The sequence below is a fragment of the Streptomyces sp. NPDC104367 genome, from assembly GCF_055583825.1.
On sequence record NZ_JBVJND010000002.1, the window covers coordinates 24,964 to 43,062 of the forward strand.

Annotated in this window: 22 protein-coding genes; 9 read left to right on the forward strand and 13 right to left on the reverse strand. The window is 70.9% G+C overall.

Translation table 11 applies throughout. The features are described from left to right. Nucleotides 1-48: 48 nt before the first annotated feature. The 3 genes from ACZ619_RS02875 to ACZ619_RS02885 form a co-directional block, all read right to left on the reverse strand. A complete protein-coding gene (locus ACZ619_RS02875; protein ID WP_469593335.1) occupies nucleotides 49-255 on the reverse strand; it encodes a hypothetical protein in 207 nt (68 codons plus the stop codon). 165 nt (nucleotides 256-420) lie between these two features. Next, nucleotides 421-537 carry an SGM_5486 family transporter-associated protein gene (locus ACZ619_RS02880; protein WP_469593337.1) on the reverse strand — a complete coding sequence of 39 codons (117 nt, stop codon included), beginning with the start codon at nucleotides 535-537 and terminating at the stop codon, nucleotides 421-423. Nucleotides 538-633: 96 nt separating this feature from the next. After that, on the reverse strand, nucleotides 634-1,935 hold the full coding sequence (locus ACZ619_RS02885; RefSeq protein ID WP_469593339.1) for a CynX/NimT family MFS transporter: 1,302 nt from the start codon (nucleotides 1,933-1,935) through the stop codon (nucleotides 634-636). An 82-nt stretch (nucleotides 1,936-2,017) separates the two neighbouring features. On the opposite strand from ACZ619_RS02885, the gene ACZ619_RS02890 reads away from it, so the two are divergent. Further along, the gene (locus ACZ619_RS02890) at nucleotides 2,018-2,710 is read left to right on the forward strand and encodes a FadR/GntR family transcriptional regulator (RefSeq protein ID WP_469593340.1); all 693 of its coding nucleotides are present in this window, start codon (nucleotides 2,018-2,020) and stop codon (nucleotides 2,708-2,710) included. Here the strand turns inward: ACZ619_RS02890 and ACZ619_RS02895 are convergent. From ACZ619_RS02895 to ACZ619_RS02920, 6 genes are all read right to left on the reverse strand, one after another. Next, nucleotides 2,688-3,038 (reverse strand): hypothetical protein, encoded by a 351-nt coding sequence (locus ACZ619_RS02895; RefSeq protein ID WP_469593342.1) that lies wholly within the window; start codon nucleotides 3,036-3,038, stop codon nucleotides 2,688-2,690. The genes ACZ619_RS02890 and ACZ619_RS02895 overlap by 23 nt on opposite strands. Before the next feature lie 199 nt (nucleotides 3,039-3,237). Further along, on the reverse strand, nucleotides 3,238-4,005 hold the full coding sequence (gene fabI, locus ACZ619_RS02900; RefSeq protein ID WP_133026879.1) for an enoyl-ACP reductase FabI: 768 nt from the start codon (nucleotides 4,003-4,005) through the stop codon (nucleotides 3,238-3,240). A 5-nt stretch (nucleotides 4,006-4,010) separates the two neighbouring features. Further along, the gene (fabG, locus tag ACZ619_RS02905; protein ID WP_469593345.1) at nucleotides 4,011-4,715 is read right to left on the reverse strand and encodes a 3-oxoacyl-[acyl-carrier-protein] reductase; all 705 of its coding nucleotides are present in this window, start codon (nucleotides 4,713-4,715) and stop codon (nucleotides 4,011-4,013) included. Between the two features lie 157 nt (nucleotides 4,716-4,872). Continuing rightward, nucleotides 4,873-5,259 (reverse strand): type II toxin-antitoxin system VapC family toxin, encoded by a 387-nt coding sequence (locus tag ACZ619_RS02910; RefSeq protein WP_469594473.1) that lies wholly within the window; start codon nucleotides 5,257-5,259, stop codon nucleotides 4,873-4,875. A 5-nt stretch (nucleotides 5,260-5,264) separates the two neighbouring features. After that, complete coding sequence (locus ACZ619_RS02915; RefSeq protein WP_469593346.1) at nucleotides 5,265-5,552, reverse strand: type II toxin-antitoxin system Phd/YefM family antitoxin; 288 nt, start codon at nucleotides 5,550-5,552, stop codon at nucleotides 5,265-5,267. A gap of 95 nt (nucleotides 5,553-5,647) precedes the next feature. After that, a complete protein-coding gene (locus ACZ619_RS02920; RefSeq protein WP_469593348.1) occupies nucleotides 5,648-6,130 on the reverse strand; it encodes an ATP-binding protein in 483 nt (160 codons plus the stop codon). A gap of 152 nt (nucleotides 6,131-6,282) precedes the next feature. On the opposite strand from ACZ619_RS02920, the gene ACZ619_RS02925 reads away from it, so the two are divergent. The 5 genes from ACZ619_RS02925 (at nucleotide 6,283) to tyrS (ending at nucleotide 11,765) form a co-directional block, all read left to right on the forward strand. Continuing rightward, nucleotides 6,283-7,149, forward strand: coding sequence for a DUF5753 domain-containing protein (locus ACZ619_RS02925; protein WP_469593350.1), 867 nt, complete (start codon nucleotides 6,283-6,285; stop codon nucleotides 7,147-7,149). Further along, nucleotides 7,146-7,367 carry a DUF397 domain-containing protein gene (locus tag ACZ619_RS02930; protein WP_469593352.1) on the forward strand — a complete coding sequence of 74 codons (222 nt, stop codon included), beginning with the start codon at nucleotides 7,146-7,148 and terminating at the stop codon, nucleotides 7,365-7,367. Before ACZ619_RS02925 ends, ACZ619_RS02930 begins: the two co-directional genes overlap by 4 nt. A gap of 157 nt (nucleotides 7,368-7,524) precedes the next feature. Further along, entirely contained in the window at nucleotides 7,525-9,048 is a 1,524-nt protein-coding gene (locus tag ACZ619_RS02935; RefSeq protein ID WP_469593354.1) for a TldD/PmbA family protein, read from the forward strand. Beyond that, nucleotides 9,045-10,439, forward strand: coding sequence for a metallopeptidase TldD-related protein (locus ACZ619_RS02940; RefSeq protein WP_469593356.1), 1,395 nt, complete (start codon nucleotides 9,045-9,047; stop codon nucleotides 10,437-10,439). Before ACZ619_RS02935 ends, ACZ619_RS02940 begins: the two co-directional genes overlap by 4 nt. Nucleotides 10,440-10,496: 57 nt before the next feature. Next, nucleotides 10,497-11,765, forward strand: a complete 1,269-nt coding sequence (gene tyrS, locus ACZ619_RS02945; protein ID WP_469593358.1) for a tyrosine--tRNA ligase — start codon at nucleotides 10,497-10,499, stop codon at nucleotides 11,763-11,765. A 57-nt stretch (nucleotides 11,766-11,822) separates the two neighbouring features. On the opposite strand, the gene ACZ619_RS02950 is transcribed toward tyrS, so the two are convergent. Then, nucleotides 11,823-12,101, reverse strand: coding sequence for a GlsB/YeaQ/YmgE family stress response membrane protein (locus ACZ619_RS02950; protein ID WP_469593360.1), 279 nt, complete (start codon nucleotides 12,099-12,101; stop codon nucleotides 11,823-11,825). 245 nt (nucleotides 12,102-12,346) lie between these two features. On the opposite strand from ACZ619_RS02950, the gene ACZ619_RS02955 reads away from it, so the two are divergent. Continuing rightward, nucleotides 12,347-12,694: a DUF3099 domain-containing protein gene (locus ACZ619_RS02955; RefSeq protein WP_469593362.1), complete on the forward strand. Its 348-nt coding sequence runs from the start codon at nucleotides 12,347-12,349 to the stop codon at nucleotides 12,692-12,694. A 173-nt stretch (nucleotides 12,695-12,867) separates the two neighbouring features. Continuing rightward, nucleotides 12,868-13,077 carry a hypothetical protein gene (locus ACZ619_RS02960; RefSeq protein WP_469593363.1) on the forward strand — a complete coding sequence of 70 codons (210 nt, stop codon included), beginning with the start codon at nucleotides 12,868-12,870 and terminating at the stop codon, nucleotides 13,075-13,077. 6 nt (nucleotides 13,078-13,083) lie between these two features. Here ACZ619_RS02960 and moaA read toward each other — a convergent pair whose 3' ends face one another. The 3 genes from moaA to ACZ619_RS02975 all read right to left on the reverse strand — a co-directional run bounded on the left by moaA (nucleotide 13,084) and on the right by ACZ619_RS02975 (nucleotide 16,209). Continuing rightward, nucleotides 13,084-14,073 carry a GTP 3',8-cyclase MoaA gene (moaA, locus tag ACZ619_RS02965; RefSeq protein WP_469593365.1) on the reverse strand — a complete coding sequence of 330 codons (990 nt, stop codon included), beginning with the start codon at nucleotides 14,071-14,073 and terminating at the stop codon, nucleotides 13,084-13,086. Between the two features lie 154 nt (nucleotides 14,074-14,227). Continuing rightward, complete coding sequence (locus ACZ619_RS02970) at nucleotides 14,228-15,856, reverse strand: solute symporter family protein (RefSeq protein ID WP_469593367.1); 1,629 nt, start codon at nucleotides 15,854-15,856, stop codon at nucleotides 14,228-14,230. Next, nucleotides 15,853-16,209, reverse strand: a complete 357-nt coding sequence (locus ACZ619_RS02975; RefSeq protein WP_469593369.1) for a DUF485 domain-containing protein — start codon at nucleotides 16,207-16,209, stop codon at nucleotides 15,853-15,855. Before ACZ619_RS02975 ends, ACZ619_RS02970 begins: the two co-directional genes overlap by 4 nt. 335 nt (nucleotides 16,210-16,544) lie before the next feature. On the opposite strand from ACZ619_RS02975, the gene ACZ619_RS02980 reads away from it, so the two are divergent. Continuing rightward, nucleotides 16,545-18,068, forward strand: a complete 1,524-nt coding sequence (locus ACZ619_RS02980) for a S8 family peptidase (RefSeq protein ID WP_469593371.1) — start codon at nucleotides 16,545-16,547, stop codon at nucleotides 18,066-18,068. The last annotated feature ends 31 nt before the right edge of the window (nucleotides 18,069-18,099 follow it).

Sequence of the window (18,099 nt, forward strand, 5' to 3'; positions counted from 1 at the left end):
GCGCAGGGAGTTGACATGCGGATTCGCCCTGCCCGGGGCAGAAGGGCCCTAGCGGCCGAGGACCTGGCGGACGCGCTCGAAGAGATGGGCGACCGCGGGGTCGCCGGTGGCAGCGTGGGCGTCCGCCGGGTTCAGTATCAGCAGCAGCAGGGCGGCGAAGGCGAGCGCCGGGAGGGCGAGGGCCCACCAGGGGAGCCGGATGTCGACGCCGCCCGGGGTCGCCGGGCGGGGCCGAGTGTGCGTTGGGGCCGACATGATCGCCTCCGCTGGTCTCCGTCACCGCGACCGCCCCTCGCGGCCACACCTCGAAGTTACGGAATCCGCGGCCGTCAACCCATCCGGTGATCCACCCACTTGACCCTGACCCTTACCCCCTAGGGGATGGGGGGCCAGCCCCACCATGGGCCGCCCCGGCCGTGGTCAGGGGGACGCGAGGGTCGCGATGACGGCGATGACGACGAAGATGGCGAGGAACGAGCCGAAGACGATCAACATCTTCTTCTGACCGTTCTGGGGGTTCGGATCGAGCACTGGCATGGGGCCAGTCTGGCACCCCGCGAGCGGCGCGGACCGGGTGGGGTGCCCCGGGTGCCCCGGACGGGCGAGCGGCGCGCCCGCGGGGCGGGGGCGGTGTCAGGCGGCCCGGGCCGCCTCGTCCTCCACCGTGCGGTTGCGGCCCGCCAGGACGCCCACCGCCATCTGCGGGATCATCAGCCCGACCATGAGGGCGATCGGCACGCCCCAGCCGCCGCTGTGCTGGTAGAGCACGCCGACCAGCAGCGGGCCGGGGATGGAGATCAGGTAGCCGGTGCTCTGCGCGAAGGCGGAGAGCTGGGCGACGCCCGCGCCGGTCCTGGCCCGCATCCCGACCATGGTGAGGGCGAGGGGGAAGGCACAGTTGGAGACGCCGAGCAGCACGGCCCAGGCCCAGGCGCCGGCGGCGGGGGCGAGGTACAGGCCGGCGTATCCGGCGAGGCCGCAGAGGCCGAGCGCGATCACGATCGGGCCCTGGTGCGGCAGCCGGGTGGCCACGCGCGGGATGACGAAGGCCAGCGGTACGCCCATCACCATGGTGACGGCCAGCAGCAGCCCGGCCGTGCCCGCGGAGACCCCGGCGTCCCGGAAGATCTGCGCCATCCAGCCCATGGTGATGTAGGCGGCGGTGGCCTGGAGCCCGAAGAACACGGCGAGCGCCCAGGCGGTGCGGCTGCGGGTGATGCGCAGGGCGGGGGCGGGCGGCTGCCGGTCCGCGGGCGCGGGTGCCCCGGCCGCCGGGTCCGGCGTGCCCCGGTCCCGCACCAGCGGCACCCACGGCAGCACCGCGACGGCCGCGAGGGCGGCCCACACGGCGAGCCCGGGCCGCCAGCCGCCGCCCAGCGCGTCGGTCAGCGGCACGGTCACCGCGGCGGCGACCGAGGTGCCGGCGGCGAGGGCCATCGAGTACAGGCCGGTCATGGAGCCGACCCGGTCGGGGAACCAGCGCTTGACGATGACCGGCGTCAGCACGTTGCTGACCGCGATGCCCATGAGCGCGAGCGCGCTGGCGGCCAGGAACCCGGCCGTGCCGCCGATGTACGGCCGTATCAGCAGGCCCGCGGTGATGGCGGCCATGCCGGCGCAGACCACCGCCGCAGGCCCGAAGCGGCGGGCCAGGCGGGGTGCCATGACCCCGAAGACGGCGAAGCAGAGCGGGGGCACGGAGGTGAGCAGGCCGGCCACGCCGCCGCTCATGCCGAGTCCGTCGCGGACCTCTTCCAGGAGCGCGCCGAGGCTGGTGATGGCGGGGCGGAGGTTGACCGCGGCCAGCAGGATGCCGGCGACGACCAGCCGTGTCGTCCACGCGCGCGTGGGGGTCGCGGGGCCGTCCTCGTGCGCCGTAGCGCGCGGGGTGGCCGATGTCCTGGTCCGAGCTTCTTCGCCTGCCATGTGGCCCATCATAGAATCATGGGATGATTGGTTGTCCATCCTGGGACAGGCCCAGCCGCTCCCGCCCGGCCCCCGCGTGCGAAGGTGTGTCATGCCTCTGAGCCACCAGCGCCGGTCGGCGCTCTCCGAGCAGGTCATCGCCGAGCTGCGGAACCAGATCACCTCGGGCGAGTGGCCGGTGGGCTCGCGCATCCCCACCGAGCCGGAGCTGGTCGAGCAGCTGGGAGTGGCCCGCAACACCGTCCGGGAGGCCGTCCGCGCGCTGGCGCACAACGGTCTGCTGGACATCCGGCAGGGCTCGGGGACGTACGTCGCGGCCACCAGCGAGCTGGCCGGCGTGATGCACCGCAGGTTCGCCGAGGCCGACCCCCGGCACATCGCCGAGCTGCGTTCCACGCTGGAGTCGTCGGCGGCCCGGCTGGCGGCGGCCCGGCGCACCGAGAAGGACCTCAGACAGCTCGACGCGCTCATGGAGCGCCGCGAGCGGGCCTGGGAGTCGGGCGACACGGAGGTCTTCGTGGCGGCGGACGCGACCCTCCACCTGGCCGTGGTGGCCGCCTCGCACAACGAGGTGATGACACAGATGTACGCCGACCTCGGCGAGGTGCTGCGGGACTGGCTGCGCGCGGACGTCGGCGCCGAGCTGACGCCGGAGGCGTACATGGACCACGCCCGGCTGGTGGAGGCGATCCGCTCGGGGGACGCGGACGCGGCGGCCAAGGAGGCGGCGAGCTACCCGTTCCTGTGCCGGCCGGACCGGTTCAGTCCGCCTTCCGGTGGCTGATCCACACCGCGCGGACGTCCTTCCAGCAGCGCCCGGTGAGCCGTACGGTCATCGCGGGCCCGGTGTCGGCCGGGGGGCCGTCGGTGTCGATGTCCCACCACTGGTCGCACTCGATGTGCAGCTGCACCCGGTCGGTGTCCACGTAGGGGTTGTGGCAGTAGGCGACCACGTGGGAGCCGCGGACGGCGGTCCGGCACTCGGCGCCGAACAGCTGCGGGGCCGGCCGGTGACCGCCGCCCACGCGCGCGTGGGACATCGCGTCGTACGGCAGGCACAGGACGAGGGCCAGGGCCAGGGTCAGCGGGGCCAGGCTGCGGGACAGGCACACAAGGGGACCTCCTCGGCCGGGCTGGGGAGGGATGTCGCGCGGTGCACGCGGATGGCGACGCGTGGTCCGGCGTGCGGCGACGCGCGGTCCCACGTGTTCTCCAGAGTGCGCCGCCCGGGCGGCGACGGCCCGGCCGGTGGGCCGAACGGGTGAGGCCCGCCCCTCGGTGAAGGGACGGGCCTCGTGGCCGTGCGGAAGCTCAGGCGCCGATGGCGTGCAGACCGCCGTCGACGTGGATGATCTCGCCGGTGGTCTTCGGGAACCAGTCGCTCAGCAGGGCGACGATGCCCTTGCCGGCCGGCTCCGGGTCCTTGAGGTCCCACTCCAGCGGGGAGCGGTGGTCCCAGACGGCGGCCAGGTCGCTGAAGCCCGGGATGGACTTGGCGGCCATGGAGGCGAGCGGGCCGGCGGAGATGAGGTTGCAGCGGATGTTCTGCTTGCCGAGGTCGCGGGCGACGTAGCGGCTGGTCGCCTCCAGGGCGGCCTTGGCCGGGCCCATCCAGTCGTACTGCGGCCACGCGTACTGGGCGTCGAAGGTGAGGCCGACGACCGAGCCGCCGTTCTGCATCAGCGGCAGGCAGGCCATGGTCAGCGACTTCAGCGAGTACGCCGAGACGTGCATGGCGGTGGCGACGGACTCGAACGGCGTGTTGAGGAAGTTGCCGCCGAGCGCGTCCTGCGGGGCGAAGCCGATGGAGTGGACGACGCCGTCGAGGCCGCCGAGCTCCTCGCCGACGAGGTCGGCGAGGCGGCCGAGGTGCTCGTCGTTGGTGACGTCGAGCTCGATGACCTTGGTGGGCCTGGGCAGCTTCTTGGCGATGCGCTCGGTCAGCGTGGGCCGCGGGAACGCGGTGAGGATGATCTCTGCGCCCTGCTCCTGGGCCAGCTTGGCCGCGTGGAAGGCGATGGAGGACTCCATCAGCACACCCGTGATCAGGATGCGCTTGCCCTCGAGGATTCCACTCATGGTGATCAGTGACCCATTCCCAGTCCGCCGTCAACGGGGATGACGGCTCCAGTGATGTACGAGGCGTCGTCCGAGGCGAGGAACCGCACCGTCGCGGCGACCTCCTCGGGCTGCGCGTACCGGCCGAGCGGCACCTGCGCGACGATGCCGGCGCGCTGCTCGTCGGTGAGCACCTTCGTCATGTCGGTGTCGACGAAGCCGGGCGCGACGACGTTGAAGGTGATGTTGCGCGAGCCCAGCTCACGGGCGAGGGAGCGCGCGAAGCCGACCAGGGCGGCCTTGGAGGCCGCGTAGTTGGCCTGGCCGGGGCCGCCGTAGAGGCCGACGACCGAGGAGATGAGGACGACGCGGCCCTTCTTGGCGCGCAGCATGCCGCGGTTGGCGCGCTTGACCACGCGGAAGGTGCCGGTGAGGTTGGTGTCGACGACCGAGGTGAAGTCCTCCTCGGACATGCGCATCAGGAGCGTGTCCTTGGTGATGCCGGCGTTGGCGATCAGGACCTCGACCGGACCGTGCGCGTCCTCGATCTCCTTGTAGGCCTGCTCCACCTGCTCGGTGTCGGTGATGTCGCACTTGACGGCGAGGAAGCCGGCCGGCGGCTCACCGGAGCGGTACGTGATGGCCACCTTGTCGCCGGCGTCGGCGAAAGCACGGGCGATGGCGAGGCCGATGCCCCGGTTGCCTCCAGTGACGAGAACCGAGCGGCTCAACGGATCACCCTTTCGTTCGGTCTGACCACCCGCCCGAACAGCTGACACGGCAGGTGGCTTCACCGAAAACCTATCGGTCCGGTCATCACCACGGGCAAGCGGGCACCGACAGTGGCGCGGGGGCGGTGCTGTCGGGTTTCTACAGTCGGCAGCCGGGTCAGCCCACCATCCCGGGAGCGTGGCCGGGCAGCCCCTCCTTGCGTGCCGCGTCGAGCATCCGGCGGTCGTACGTCACGAACGCCACCAGCTCGCCTTCCACCGAGAGGGCGCTCGCCACGTGGAGAGCGTCCAGTGCGCGCAGCCCAGGATCGACGCGGGTGGCGAGGTCGCGGACCTCACGGCCGAGCAGGATCTCCGTCACCCGCTCGTCGAGATCCGCCAGCGCCCGCGGAAAACTGCCGGCCCGGTCCAGATGCCGCACGGTCTCCACGAAGCCGACCGTGCAGGTGGCCAACGGCGCCTGCGGAAAGCCGGCGAGGAACGACGCGAGCGCGGCGGCGTTGGCCCTCCCGGTCAGCAAGGTGATCAACGCGGAGGAGTCCATGTAGATCACCGGTAGTACTCGTCGCGCTCGGCGAGCAGGGACTCCAGCGGATCAGGGGCGTCGTCCGGGATGTCGTACCGGGGGAAGCCGGCGAGGTCGGCCGCCGTCGCCGTCTTGAGTCTGATCCTTCCCTGGGCCACGAGGTGCGCGTACCGCTCCATGGGCCCACCGCTCGGGACCAGTATCGCGATGACGTTGCCGTGCCGGGTGACCTCCAGGGTCTCGCCCCGTTCCACACGCGCGAACACGGCGCTGGGGTTGTGGGAGAACTCCCGAATGGAGATGGCGCTCATGACGACCCCCTCGATTGTGCCTACATAGCATCAACTGTAACCACAAAAGAGAGGCGGGCGTCACTCGGCGGCCCGGACGGCGAGGCGGGGCCGGTTCACGCCCGGAAACCCAGACTCTCCTCGCCGGGTGCCGGAATGCGGCAGCGCACCTGCTTGCCGACCGGCGTGCCCGTGACTCGCCACCCCGGCGCGAACAGGTCGATCAGCGGCAGCCCGCGCCCCGACTCCGCGGTGGGGTCGTCCAGCCGTACGGCGCCCCTCGCGGGCAGCGCCTGCCGGTACGGGTCGTGCAGCCTGACCCGGACGCCGCGCTCCGTGCCGTCGCCGCAGCCCGACGGCGGCTCGATCTCGACCTCGGCGACCAGCGGCACGAAGTCGCCACAGGCGCGGACCGCGTTCCCGCACAGCTCGGACATCACCAACTGCGCGGCGTGGCTGAGGCCTTCGTCGACCCCGGCGCCGGCCAGCGTCTTGCCGATGAGGGCGCGTACGGCGCGGAGGTGGCCGGGGGTGGCGGAGAGGTGGAGGACGAAGCCGGTGGGGGTGGAGGTGTGGTACCAGCCGAGGGAGTGGGGCATGGGGGCTCCTTCGTTCGGGGGGCGAACTCACCTCGCCCTGCGACGCCTTGAGGTTGGCCTCACACCCACATCAATCGCAACCTTTCTACCCTAACGAGTGATGGTTTCTTTTCGGCGTCAGCTGCGATGCACATGGGTGGCAACATGTCGGCATGCCTAACACCCCTCTCACGCCTACTGTCAGGCGCCGCCGCCTCGGAGGAGCGCTGCGCAAGCTCCGCACCGAGGCAGGTCTGAGCCTGGACCGCGCCGCCTCAGCGATGATGTGGCAGGGCCCCAAGATGTCGAAGATCGAGAACGCCGTTCAGGCGATCCGCCCCGCCGATCTGGACAAGTTGCTCACCGTCTACGGCGTGCAGGACATCGACGTTCGCAACGCGTTGGAGCAGCTGAGAGGTGACGCGGCGAAGAGGGGTTGGTGGCAGGCCTACGCACAGGTCGTCAGCCCTCTGTACGCGGACTACATCTCACTGGAGACGGACGCCGAGATCGTGTGCTCCTGGTCGCCGCTCCTGATTCCAGGGCTGCTGCAGAGCGCCGCCTACGCGCGCGAGACCATCGCGGGCATCACCACCACCCGCAGCGCGGACGAGGTGACCGCGCTCGCGGAGGTGCGCATGGCCCGCCAATCCGTGCTCAGCCGGCCCGGCTCCCCTCTCGAGTTCTGGGCGATCATCCATGAAGCGGCCCTGCATCTGAGGTTCGCGCGTCGGCCCGAGACCATGCGCGAGCAGCTCAGAAGGCTGCGCGAGACCACCGAACTCCCCAATGTCACCGTGCAGTTGATGCCGCTCGACGCAACTCCGCGCCCAGGCCTTGAAGGTGGCTTCTCCCTCACCAAGTTCCGGACGCCGCTGCCGAGCGTCGTCCTCTTGGAAAACCCCGGAGGGGGCACGTACGTTGAAGGCGAAGACGCGGTCCCCTTCGAGCGAGCGTACGAGCGCATTCGCGCTGCCGCCCTGTCCGTGGAGGACTCTCGCGTTCGCATCGCCGAGCTGGAAGAGGACTTCCGGAAGTGACTGACCGCAAAGCCGAGTTGTACGACCAGGACCTCACCGGCGCCGCCTGGCGCAAAGCGACCGCCAGCGGTGCCGAGAACGACTGCGTCGAAGTCGCCGAACTGCCCCACGGTGCACGAGCCATACGCGACTCCAAGAACCCGGACCGGGACCCCCTGCGGTTCACCGCGTCGGAGTGGGCCGCGTTCCGGACGGGTGTGATCGCGGGCGAACTCTGACTCCGCGGCACACACGCAGCGGTGACGGGCCGGAGGTTCCTCGCGAACCTCCGGCCCGTCGTCTGCGCCTCACCTCACCGGCCGCGGCCGTAAGCCGTGAACCGGGCTCCGTGGTTCACTCACCCCGACCGCGCCATGACCGAAGGAGAGGCCGCCCATGGCCCATGAGATCGATCAATCGTTCCTCGCGCTGCCCCTGCGAGCCCTCGCCGACGCCGCGCTGGCACGCGCGCGTGCGCTCGGGGCCCAGCACGCGGACTTCCGGTTCGAGCGGGTGCGCAGTGCGTCCTGGCGGCTCAGGGACGCCAAGCCCGCCGGGTCGTCGGACACCACCGACCTCGGGTACGCGGTCCGGGTCGTGCACGGCGGTACCTGGGGGTTCGCCTCGGGGGTGGACCTGTCCCTCGACGCGGCCGCCAAGGTCGCCTCCCAGGCCGTGGCCATGGCGAAGCTCTCGGCCCAGGTGATCAAGGCCGCGGGGTCGGACGAGCGAGTCGAGCTGGCCGACGAGCCGGTGCACGCGGACAAGACGTGGATCTCGTCGTACGAGATCGACCCGTTCTCGGTGCCGGACGAGGAGAAGGCCGGGCTGCTCGCCGAGTGGAGCGGGCGGTTGCTGGCCGCGAACGGGGTCGACCATGTCGACGCCTCGCTGCTCACCGTGCACGAGAACAAGTTCTACGCCGATACGGCGGGGACGGTGACGACGCAGCAGCGCGTGCGGCTGCACCCGCAGCTCACGGCCGTATCGGTCGACGAGTCGAGCGGTGAGTTCGACTCGATGCGGACCGTCGCGCCGCCGGTCGGCCGCGGCTGGGAGTACCTGACCGGCACCGGCTGGGACTGGGAGGGCGAGCTGGAGCAGATGCCCGAGCTGCTCGCGGAGAAGATGCGGGCGCCGAGCGTCGAGGCCGGACTCTACGACCTCGTCGTGGACCCGTCCAACCTGTGGCTGACCATCCACGAGTCCATCGGCCACGCCACCGAGCTGGACCGTGCGCTCGGCTACGAGGCCGCCTACGCCGGGACCTCCTTCGCCACCTTCGACCAGCTCGGCAAGTTGAAGTACGGCTCCGAGCTGATGAACGTCACCGGTGACCGCACCGCCGAGCACGGTCTGGCGACCATCGGCTACGACGACGAGGGCGTCGCGGGCCAGTCCTGGGACCTGGTCAGGGACGGCACGCTGGTCGGCTACCAGCTGGACCGCAGGATCGCGAGGCTGACCGGGTTCGAGCGCTCCAACGGGTGCGCGTACGCCGACTCCCCCGGGCACGTGCCCGTGCAGCGCATGGCCAACGTGTCGCTGCGGCCGGACCCGGCGGGGCTGGCCACGGAGGACCTGATCGGCGGGGTGGACCGCGGGATCTACGTGGTCGGCGACCGGTCCTGGTCGATCGACATGCAGCGGTACAACTTCCAGTTCACCGGTCAGCGGTTCTTCCGGATCGAGAACGGGCGGATCACCGGGCAGCTGCGCGATGTCGCCTACCAGGCGACGACCACCGACTTCTGGGGCTCCATGGCGGCCGTCGGCGGCCCGCAGACCTACGTCCTCGGCGGCGCCTTCAACTGCGGCAAGGCCCAGCCCGGACAGGTCGCCGCCGTGTCCCACGGCTGCCCCTCGGCCCTCTTCAGGGGCGTCAACATCCTCAACACCACGCAGGAGGCCGGTCGATGAGCGCCCGTAACAGCAAGCCGCACGAGATCGTCGAGCGCGCTCTCGAACTGTCCCGGGCCGACGGCTGCGTGGTCATCGCCGACGAGCACTCCACCGCCAACCTGCGCTGGGCGGGCAACGCGCTCACCACGAACGGCGTCACGCGCGGGCGTTCGCTGACCGTGGTCGCCACCGTCGACGGCAGGGAGGGCACGGCCTCGGGGGTCGTCTCGCGGTCGGCCGTGACCGCCGACGAGCTGGAGCCGCTGGTGCGGGCCGCCGAGGCCGCCGCGCGCGGTGCCGCCCCCGCCGAGGACGCGCAGCCGCTGGTGACGGACGTACCGGAGGCGCCGGACTTCACGGACGGGCCCGTCGAGACCTCCTCCGCCGTGTTCGCCGACTTCGCGCCGGCGCTCGGCGAGGCCTTCGCACGCGCGCGTGCGGGCGGTCGCGAGCTGTACGGCTTCGCCAACCACGAGCTGGTGTCGACCTACCTGGGCACCTCGACCGGGCTGCGGCTGCGCCACGACCAGCCCACCGGCACGCTGGAGCTGAACGCCAAGTCCCCGGACCGCACCCGGTCGGCGTGGGCGGGGCGGTCCACCCGGGACTTCAAGGACGTCGACCCGGGCGCGCTCGACGCCGAGCTCGCCGTACGGCTCGGCTGGGCGCGGCGGCGGGTCGAGCTGCCGGCCGGCCGGTACGAGACGCTGCTGCCGCCGACCGCCGTGGCCGACCTGCTGATCTACCAGCTGTGGTCGGCGTCGGGGCGGGACGCGGCCGAGGGGCGGACGGTGTTCTCCAGGCCGGGCGGCGGTACCCGGGTCGGTGAGCGGCTGACCGGCCTGCCGCTGACCCTGCGCAGCGACCCGAACGAGCCGGGCCTGGAGTCGGCGCCCTTCGTCCTCGCGCACTCCTCGGGCGGCGACCAGTCCGTCTTCGACAACGGGCTGCCGGTGGCCGCCACCGAGTGGGTCGCGAACGGCCGTCTGAAGAACCTGACGACCACCCGGCACAGCGCCGGGCTCACCGGGCTGCCGGTCGCCCCGTCGGGCGGCAACCTGATCCTGGACGGTGGCGAGGACCGCTCGCTGGACGAGATGGTCGCGGCCACCGAGCGCGGGCTGCTGCTGACCTGCCTCTGGTACATCCGCGAGGTGGACCCGGCGACGCTGCTGCTCACGGGGCTCACCCGGGACGGCGTCTACCTGGTGGAGAACGGGCAGGTCACCGGGCAGGTGAACAATTTCCGGTTCAACGAGTCGCCGGTGGACCTGCTGGGGCGGGCGACGGAGGCGGGGCGCACGGAAAAGACGCTGCCGCGGGAGTGGAGCGACTGGTTCACTAGGGCTGCGATGCCCGCGCTGCGGGTGCCCGACTTCAATATGAGCTCTGTCAGTCAGGGCGTATAACCTCGTAGCCGGTGGCCGCACGGCCGCCCGAAGATCATCCAAGGAGATACGAGAACCGTGACGGACATCGTCGACGAGCTGAAGTGGCGGGGGCTGTTCTCCCTGTCCACTGACGAGGACGCTTTGCGCAAGGCGCTCGCGGACGGTCCCGTCACGTTCTATTGCGGTTTCGACCCGACCGCGCCGTCCCTGCACGTCGGGCACCTGGTGCAGGTGCTCACCGTGCGCCGGCTCCAGCAGGCCGGGCACCGGCCGCTGGCGCTGGTGGGCGGTGCGACGGGCCTGATCGGCGACCCGCGTCCGACCGCCGAGCGCACGCTCAACGACCCCGAGACGGTCGCCGGGTGGGTCGGCAGGCTCCGCGCCCAGATCGAGCCGTTCCTGTCCTTCGAGGGCGAGAACGCGGCCGTCATGGTCAACAACCTCGACTGGACCGAGGGCCTGTCCGCGATCGAGTTCCTGCGGGACATCGGCAAGCACTTCCGCGTCAACAAGATGCTGACCAAGGACTCCGTGGCCCGCCGGCTGGAGTCCGACCAGGGCATCAGCTACACGGAGTTCAGCTACCAGCTCCTCCAGGGCATGGACTTCCTCCAGCTCTTCCGGAGGTACGGCTGCACGCTCCAGCAGGGCGGCAGCGACCAGTGGGGCAACCTCACGGCCGGCCTGGACCTGATCCACCGCCTGGAGCCGGGCGCCGAGGTGCACGCGCTGGCGACGCCGCTGATGACCAAGGCGGACGGCACCAAGTTCGGCAAGACCGAGGGCGGTGCGATCTGGCTCGACGCCGAGATGACGACGCCGTACGCGTTCTACCAGTTCTGGCTGAACGTGGACGACCGGGACATCTCGACGTACCTGCGGATCCTGTCCTTCAGGTCCCGCGAGGAGCTGGAGGAGCTGGAGCGGCAGACACAGGAGCGGCCGCAGGCGCGGGCCGCGCAGCGGGCGCTGGCCGAGGAGCTGACGACGCTGGTGCACGGGGCCGGCCAGACGGCCGCGGTGATCGGCGCGTCGAAGGCGCTGTTCGGCCAGGGTGAGCTGGCGGAGCTGGACGAGCGGACGCTGGCCGCGGCGCTCTCCGAGGTGCCGCATGTGCGGGTGGCCGAGCTGGGGCCGGTGGTCGACCTGTTCGCCGAGGTCGGGCTGGTGGCCAGCAAGTCCGCGGCGCGGCGGACGGTGAAGGAGGGCGGGGCCTACGTGAACAACGTGAAGGTGACCGCCGAGGACGCCGTGCCCTCCGGGGACGAGCTGCTGCACGGGCGGTGGCTGGTGCTGCGCAGGGGCAAGAAGAACCTGGCGGCCGTGGAGGTCGTGGGTTCGTGAGCGCGCGGGGGGTGCGGGTGCCGGTACGGACCCCGCGCCCCCCGCGGGCGCCGCGGCTCAGGCGCGGCGCTTGTGCTTGCCCACGGTCGACACGTACGCCATGTCGCCCAGGGCCACGATGATGATCGCGGCGACCAGCTGGAACAGATGGCGGGTCCAGTCGATGCCCGGTGTCGCGGCCACGCCCAGCGCGCGGGCGAGCGCGTTGCCCGCGACGGCGCCCAGGATGCCGTAGATCGTCGTCAGCCAGAGCGGGCTGTGCTGCTTGCCCGGGATGATCGCCTTGGCGATCAGGCCCAGTACGAATCCCACGATGATCGCCCACAACCAGCCCATGGCTGCCTCCTCGTACGGCTCGACGTGAGCATTACGCCCAGTGTCGGTCCGTACGCCGTACGGCGCATGTCGGTACGGCCCTACTCGGTACGGCGCAGGCCGTTCGCACGGGCGGCGGGGCGCCCCGGTCTCGATGGCGGCGCGGGCGCGGCGTAACGTGGAGGTCGTCCCAGCCTGGTTCCCCGTACGGGTGCGGACAGGGTACGGGCCGGGGAGAGTCCGATGCGGGCGGATGGTGGAATGTGATGCGGAAACAGCGTGGCGGGGGAAACGTCCAGGTGTTCCGGATCAGCGGAGCCCGTACCGGTCTGACCGAGGACGTCCGCGGCAGGCAGCGGCGGTACGTCATCTCGATGTCGGTCCGTACCGTCTCGGTGATCCTCGCGGCGACGTTGTGGAACGTCGAACGGTATGTCGCCGTCGTGGCGCTGGTGCTCGGGGCGCTGCTGCCCTATGTCGCGGTCGTCATCGCCAACGCGGGCCGGGAACGGCCGCCGTCGCTGCCGTCGACGTTCGGGGTCGCGCCGACCAGGCCGATGATCGCGCCGCCGCGGGCTCAGGAGCCGCACATGGAACCGGGGCACGAAGCGTGAAAAGTGCTCAGAGCAATCATGCTGTTCCAGTGCCGGGCCGAGGGTGACCCATGACATACTGCGTACGCGCTCCGCATCCCCCGTCGGAGCGACGGACCGACGCCGGGCAGCTCCCCCCGTGGCTGCTCGGCGTCGCCTTTTTGCGGGGCCTGACAACAGTGCGAGACGAAGCAGTGAGTGACGTTATTTGTTCCGCGAAGGACTGTCGTGCCGGTGCGGTGTGGGTGCTGGCGTGGAACAACCCGAAGATCCACACGCCGGAGCGGCGGAAGACCTGGCTCGCCTGTGACGAGCACCGGGAGCATCTCTCGCAGTTCCTGGGGGTGCGGGGCTTCCTGAAGGACGTCGTCCTGCTGACGGAGTGGGAGGAACCGGAGGACTGATCCCGGTCAGCCTCCGATCGCGGACATCGGGCGGTCCGGCTGCACGAACGAGGGGTCGTCTAGGCCCGCTCCCGCCTTCTTGCCCCACATCGCCAGCCGCCAGATGGAGGCGATCCGATCGTCGGAGCCGCCCGAGCGGAGCGCGCCGCGCAGGTCCGTCTCCTCCCTGGCGAACAGGCAGGTCCGTATCTGGCCGTCGGCCGTGAGGCGGGTGCGGTCGCAGGCCGCGCAGAACGGGCGGGTGACCGAGGCGATGACGCCGACGCGCTGCGGGCCGCCGTTCACCAGCCAGCGCTCCGCCGGGGCCGAGCCGCGGTCGTCCGCGTCCTCCGGGGTGAGGTCGAAGCGGGTGCGCAGCGAGGCGAGGATGTCCTGCGCCGTCACCATGCTGTCGCGCTTCCAGCCGTGCTGGGCGTCGAGCGGCATCTGTTCGATGAAGCGCAGCTCGTAGCCGTGGTCGAGGGCCCAGGCGAGGAGGTCGGGGGCCTCGTCCTCGTTGAGCCCCGGCATCAGGACGGTGTTGACCTTGACGGGGGTGAGGCCGGCGTCGTGGGCGGCGCCGAGGCCGTCGAGGACGTCCCGGTGGCGGTTGCGGCGGGTGAGGGTCTTGAAGACGTCCGGGCGCAGGGTGTCCAGGGAGACGTTGACCCGGTCGAGGCCGGCCGCCTTCAGGGCCGCCGCGGTGCGGCGCAGGCCGATGCCGTTGGTGGTCAGGGACATCCGGGGGCGGGGGGTGAGGGCCGCGGCCCGCTCCACGATGCCGACCAGGCCGGGGCGCAGCAGCGGCTCGCCGCCGGTGAAGCGGACCTCCTCGACGCCCAGCAGCCGGACGGCGATGTCGATCAGGCGGACGATCTCGTCGTCCGTGAGCAGGTCGGGCTTGGCCAGCCACTGCAGGCCCTCCTCGGGCATGCAGTACGTACAGCGCAGATTGCACCGGTCGGTCAGCGAGACCCGCAGGTCGGTGGCGACTCGGCCATAGGTGTCGATGAGCACGTGGGCCCCCTCCCTCGATCCGGACCAGTCTGTTTCCGTCACTTGCGAGCCTACGTGACGGCACCGACAACGTGAGGGGCCCGATGTCACGAGGGACGACGAGGCCGCGTCGTAGGATCGTACGATCCCGTCGACGCGGCCGGTCGTACGAAGCTCAGTGCGCCCCGGTGCCCGTCAGGGAACGCACCTCCAGCTCCGCGTACTTCGCGGCGTCCGGGGGCTCCTTGGAGAGCAGGGTGCCCACGACGCCGAGGAGGAACCCGACCGGGATCGAGATGATCCCCGGGTTCTCCAGCGGGAACCAGTGGAAGTCGGCGTCCGGGAACATCGAGGTCTCCTTGCCGGACACCACCGGCGAGAAGAGGACCAGGCCGACCGCGGTGACCAGGCCGCCGTAGATCGACCAGAGGGCCCCGGAGGTGGTGAACCGCTTCCAGAAGAGGCTGTACAGGATGGTCGGCAGGTTGGCGGAGGCGGCGACCGCGAAGGCGAGGGCGACCAGGCCGGCGACGTTGAGGTCGCGGGCGAGGGCGCCCAGGAGGATCGAGACCGCGCCGATGCCGACGGTGGCCCAGCGGGCGGCGCCCAGTTCCTGCTTCTCGGTGGCCTGCCCCTTCTTGATGACGTTGGCGTAGATGTCGTGGGCGAAGGAGGAGGAAGAGGCCAGGGTGAGGCCCGCGACCACCGCGAGGATCGTCGCGAAGGCCACCGCGGAGATGGTGGCCAGCAGGATCGCGCCCCAGTTGGAGTCGACGCCGCCGAGGTGCAGGGCGAGCAGCGGGGCCGCCGTGTTGCCCGCCTTGTTGGAGGCGACGATCTCGTCCGGTTTGATCAGCGCGGCCGCGCCGAAGCCGAGGGCGAGGGTCATCAGGTAGAAGGCGCCGATCAGGCCGATCGCCCAGATGACGGACTTACGGGCGGCCTTCGCGGTGGGGACGGTGTAGAAGCGGATCAGGATGTGCGGCAGACCCGCCGTACCGAGGACCAGGGCGATGCCGAGGGAGAGGAAGTCCAGCTTGCTGGTGCCGGTGGCGCCGTACTTCAGGCCGGGCTCCAGGAAGGCGGCGCCCTTGCCGCTGTTGTCGGCGGCCTTGCCGAGCAGGTCGGAGATGTTGAAGTGGAACTTGGCCAGCACCATGAAGGTCAGCAGCAGGGCGCCCGCGATCAGCAGTACGGCCTTGACCATCTGGACCCAGGTGGTGCCCTTCATGCCGCCGATGGTGACGTAGACGATCATCAGGACGCCGACCAGGGCGACGATGCCGATCTTGCCGCCGTCGCTGGTGATGCCGAGCAGCAGGGAGACGAGGACGCCGGCTCCCGCCATCTGGGCCAGCAGGTAGAAGATCGACACGACGATGGTCGAGGTGCCGGCGGCGGTGCGGACCGGGCGCTGGCGCATGCGGTAGGCGAGGACGTCGCCCATGGTGTAGCGGCCGGAGTTGCGCAGCGGCTCGGCGACCAGGAGCAGGGCGACGAGCCAGGCCACCAGGAAGCCGATGGAGTAGAGGAAGCCGTCGTAGCCGAAGAGCGCGATGGCGCCGGCGATGCCCAGGAAGGACGCGGCGGACATGTAGTCGCCGGAGACCGCGAGGCCGTTCTGGAAGCCGGTGAACTGGCGGCCGCCCGCGTAGAAGTCGGCGGCGTCCTTGGTCTGGCGGCCGGCCCAGACGGTGATCACGAGGGTCGCGGCGACGAACACCGAGAACAGCGTGATGATCAGCGCCCGGTGGTCGCTCGCCTCGCCCGCGGCGAGCAGAGCGGTGTGCTGCGCGGGGCTCATGCGCCTTCCTCCATCCGGGACTTGATGGCCTCGGCCTTGGGGTCGAGCTCGGCGGCGGCGTGCCGCGCGTACCACCAGGCGATGAGGAACGTGGTGAGGAACTGGGCGAGGCCGAGGACCAGGGCCACGTTGACGTTGCCCACGACCTTGGTGCCCATGAAGCCGTCCGCGTAGTTGGAGAGCAGGACGTACAGCAGGTACCAGGCGATGAAGGCGAAGGTCAGCGGGAAGGCGAAGGAGCGGTAGGAGCGCCGCAGTTCGGCGAACTCCGCACTCTCCTGCACCTCGCTGAACTCCTCGGCGGAGGGTTGCCGGGTCTGTGCGTTCGAGGGGGGTGGTGTCTCGGTGGCCACGGAGTCTCCTCGCGTTGCGGACGTACGGATTCTGATCTCACAGGCGTTTGGATCACAAACGTGGAGTGATGAACCGACTCCTTCACGTGATGCCGACAGGGGGCCTCGATCCTGCTGCGGCTCCCTGCTCAAGGTCACGGCGCCACGCGTGGACAGGTTCAACTCGCCCGGGTTCTTTCGGAAGTCGTCGCCACGAGTCGCCTCCGGTCATTGCTGGCCGGTGAGTGCGGGAGATAACTTCGCCCTGCACAAGACGTCATGTACCTGCCCAAGCGCTACTCGCGTCTTGGGCGGTCACTTTTTTCGGTTGCTGTTCCGGATGATGTGGAGACCCCATGGCTCATCTGCGTTCCAGACGCGGGCTGGCGCTCGCCGTACCGGTCGTCCTGTCGCTGACCGCCTCGCTCGGCCTGGTGCCGGCGGCGGCCTCCGCGGCCCAGCTGACGGCCCCGGCGGTGTCGGCGGACGGTCCGAATCTGGCCTACGTCGTCAACACCGGCACGGACCACCGCACCATCGAGTCGGTGCGGCAGGCGATCACCCGCAACGGCGGCACCGTCATTGCGACTTACGAACGGATCGGCGTCTTCGTCGTCCACTCGGCCGACCCCGGCTTCGGCGCGGCGCTGCGCGCGGTGCGCGGGGTGCAGTCGGCCGGCGCCACCCGGACGGCCCCGCTGAGCGCGGCGGGCACCACGGACGAGGGTGCCGTGCAGGTCCTGTCGGAGGCGGCGGCCGCGAAGGCCGCCGGGAGCGCGACGGCCGGGCAGGAACCGCTGGAGGCCGACCAGTGGGACCTGCGGGCGATCGGCGCCGACAAGGCCGCCGGGATCAACCCGGGGAGCAGCTCGGTCACGGTGGGCATCATCGACACCGGTGTGGACGACACCCACCCGGACATCGCCCCGAACTTCTCCGCCTCGCAGTCCGCCAACTGCGTGAGCGGCAAGGCGGACACCACGTACGGCGCCTGGCGGCCGGCCGACTCCGCGCACTACCACGGCACGCATGTCGCCGGTGAGATAGCCGCCGCCCGCAACGGCATCGGCGTGGTGGGCGTGGCGCCGGGGGTGAAGGTCTCCAGCATCACGGTGGCCCAGCCGGACTCGACGCAGCTGTTCTACCCGGAGAGCGTGGTCTGCGCCTTCGTGTTCGCCGCCGACCACGGCGTGGAGATCACCAACAACAGCTACTACGTCGACCCGTGGCTGTACAACTGCATGGACGACCCCGACCAGCGTGCCGTCGTCGACGCGGTCAACCGGGCGCAGCTGTACGCCCGGAGCAAGGGCACGCTCAACGTGGCCTCGGCGGGCAACTCGAACGACGACCTCGACTCGCACGCCCTCGTGGACGACTCCAGCCCCGACGACTCGACGGCCACGACCCGTACGGTCGACCCGCACGAGTGCTTCGACGTGCCGACGCAACTGCCCGGGGTGGTCACCGTGAGCGCGGTCGGCGTGAACAACACGAAGTCGTACTACTCCAGTTACGGCCAGGGCGTCATCGACGTGGCGGGCCCGGGCGGCGACAAGTACCAGATCCCGGACACGCCGTCGAAGAACGGCCGCATCCTGTCCACACTGCCGAACGACCAGTACGGCTTCCTCCAGGGCACCTCGATGGCGGTCCCGCACGTGGCCGCGGTGGCCGCGCTGCTGAAGTCGACGCACCCGCACGCCACTCCGGCCCGGCTCCAGGCCCTGCTCAAGGCCGAGGCGGTCAACCCGGGCTGCCCGCAGGGACCGTACGACGGGGACGGCGACGGTGTCGTGGACGCCACCTGTGTGGGCGACCGGCATGTCAACGGCTTCTACGGCTCAGGTGTCGTCGACGCGCTCCGCGCGGTCAAGTGACGCTCACCGAAGACGGCTTCCCGCACGGCAC

Coding starts and splice junctions, on each gene's coding strand:
- ACZ619_RS02875 (WP_469593335.1), bottom strand. CDS start 255: ATGTCGGCCCCAACGCACACTCGGCCCCGCCCGGCGACCCCGGGCGGC.
- ACZ619_RS02880 (WP_469593337.1), bottom strand. CDS start 537: ATGCCAGTGCTCGATCCGAACCCCCAGAACGGTCAGAAGAAGATGTTG.
- ACZ619_RS02885 (WP_469593339.1), bottom strand. CDS start 1,935: ATGGGCCACATGGCAGGCGAAGAAGCTCGGACCAGGACATCGGCCACC.
- ACZ619_RS02890 (WP_469593340.1), top strand. CDS start 2,018: ATGCCTCTGAGCCACCAGCGCCGGTCGGCGCTCTCCGAGCAGGTCATC.
- fabI (WP_133026879.1), bottom strand. CDS start 4,005: ATGAGTGGAATCCTCGAGGGCAAGCGCATCCTGATCACGGGTGTGCTG.
- ACZ619_RS02910 (WP_469594473.1), bottom strand. CDS start 5,259: ATGGACTCCTCCGCGTTGATCACCTTGCTGACCGGGAGGGCCAACGCC.
- ACZ619_RS02915 (WP_469593346.1), bottom strand. CDS start 5,552: ATGAGCGCCATCTCCATTCGGGAGTTCTCCCACAACCCCAGCGCCGTG.
- ACZ619_RS02920 (WP_469593348.1), bottom strand. CDS start 6,130: ATGCCCCACTCCCTCGGCTGGTACCACACCTCCACCCCCACCGGCTTC.
- ACZ619_RS02925 (WP_469593350.1), top strand. CDS start 6,283: ATGCCTAACACCCCTCTCACGCCTACTGTCAGGCGCCGCCGCCTCGGA.
- ACZ619_RS02935 (WP_469593354.1), top strand. CDS start 7,525: ATGGCCCATGAGATCGATCAATCGTTCCTCGCGCTGCCCCTGCGAGCC.
- ACZ619_RS02940 (WP_469593356.1), top strand. CDS start 9,045: ATGAGCGCCCGTAACAGCAAGCCGCACGAGATCGTCGAGCGCGCTCTC.
- ACZ619_RS02950 (WP_469593360.1), bottom strand. CDS start 12,101: ATGGGCTGGTTGTGGGCGATCATCGTGGGATTCGTACTGGGCCTGATC.
- ACZ619_RS02955 (WP_469593362.1), top strand. CDS start 12,347: ATGCGGAAACAGCGTGGCGGGGGAAACGTCCAGGTGTTCCGGATCAGC.
- ACZ619_RS02970 (WP_469593367.1), bottom strand. CDS start 15,856: ATGAGCCCCGCGCAGCACACCGCTCTGCTCGCCGCGGGCGAGGCGAGC.
- ACZ619_RS02980 (WP_469593371.1), top strand. CDS start 16,545: ATGGCTCATCTGCGTTCCAGACGCGGGCTGGCGCTCGCCGTACCGGTC.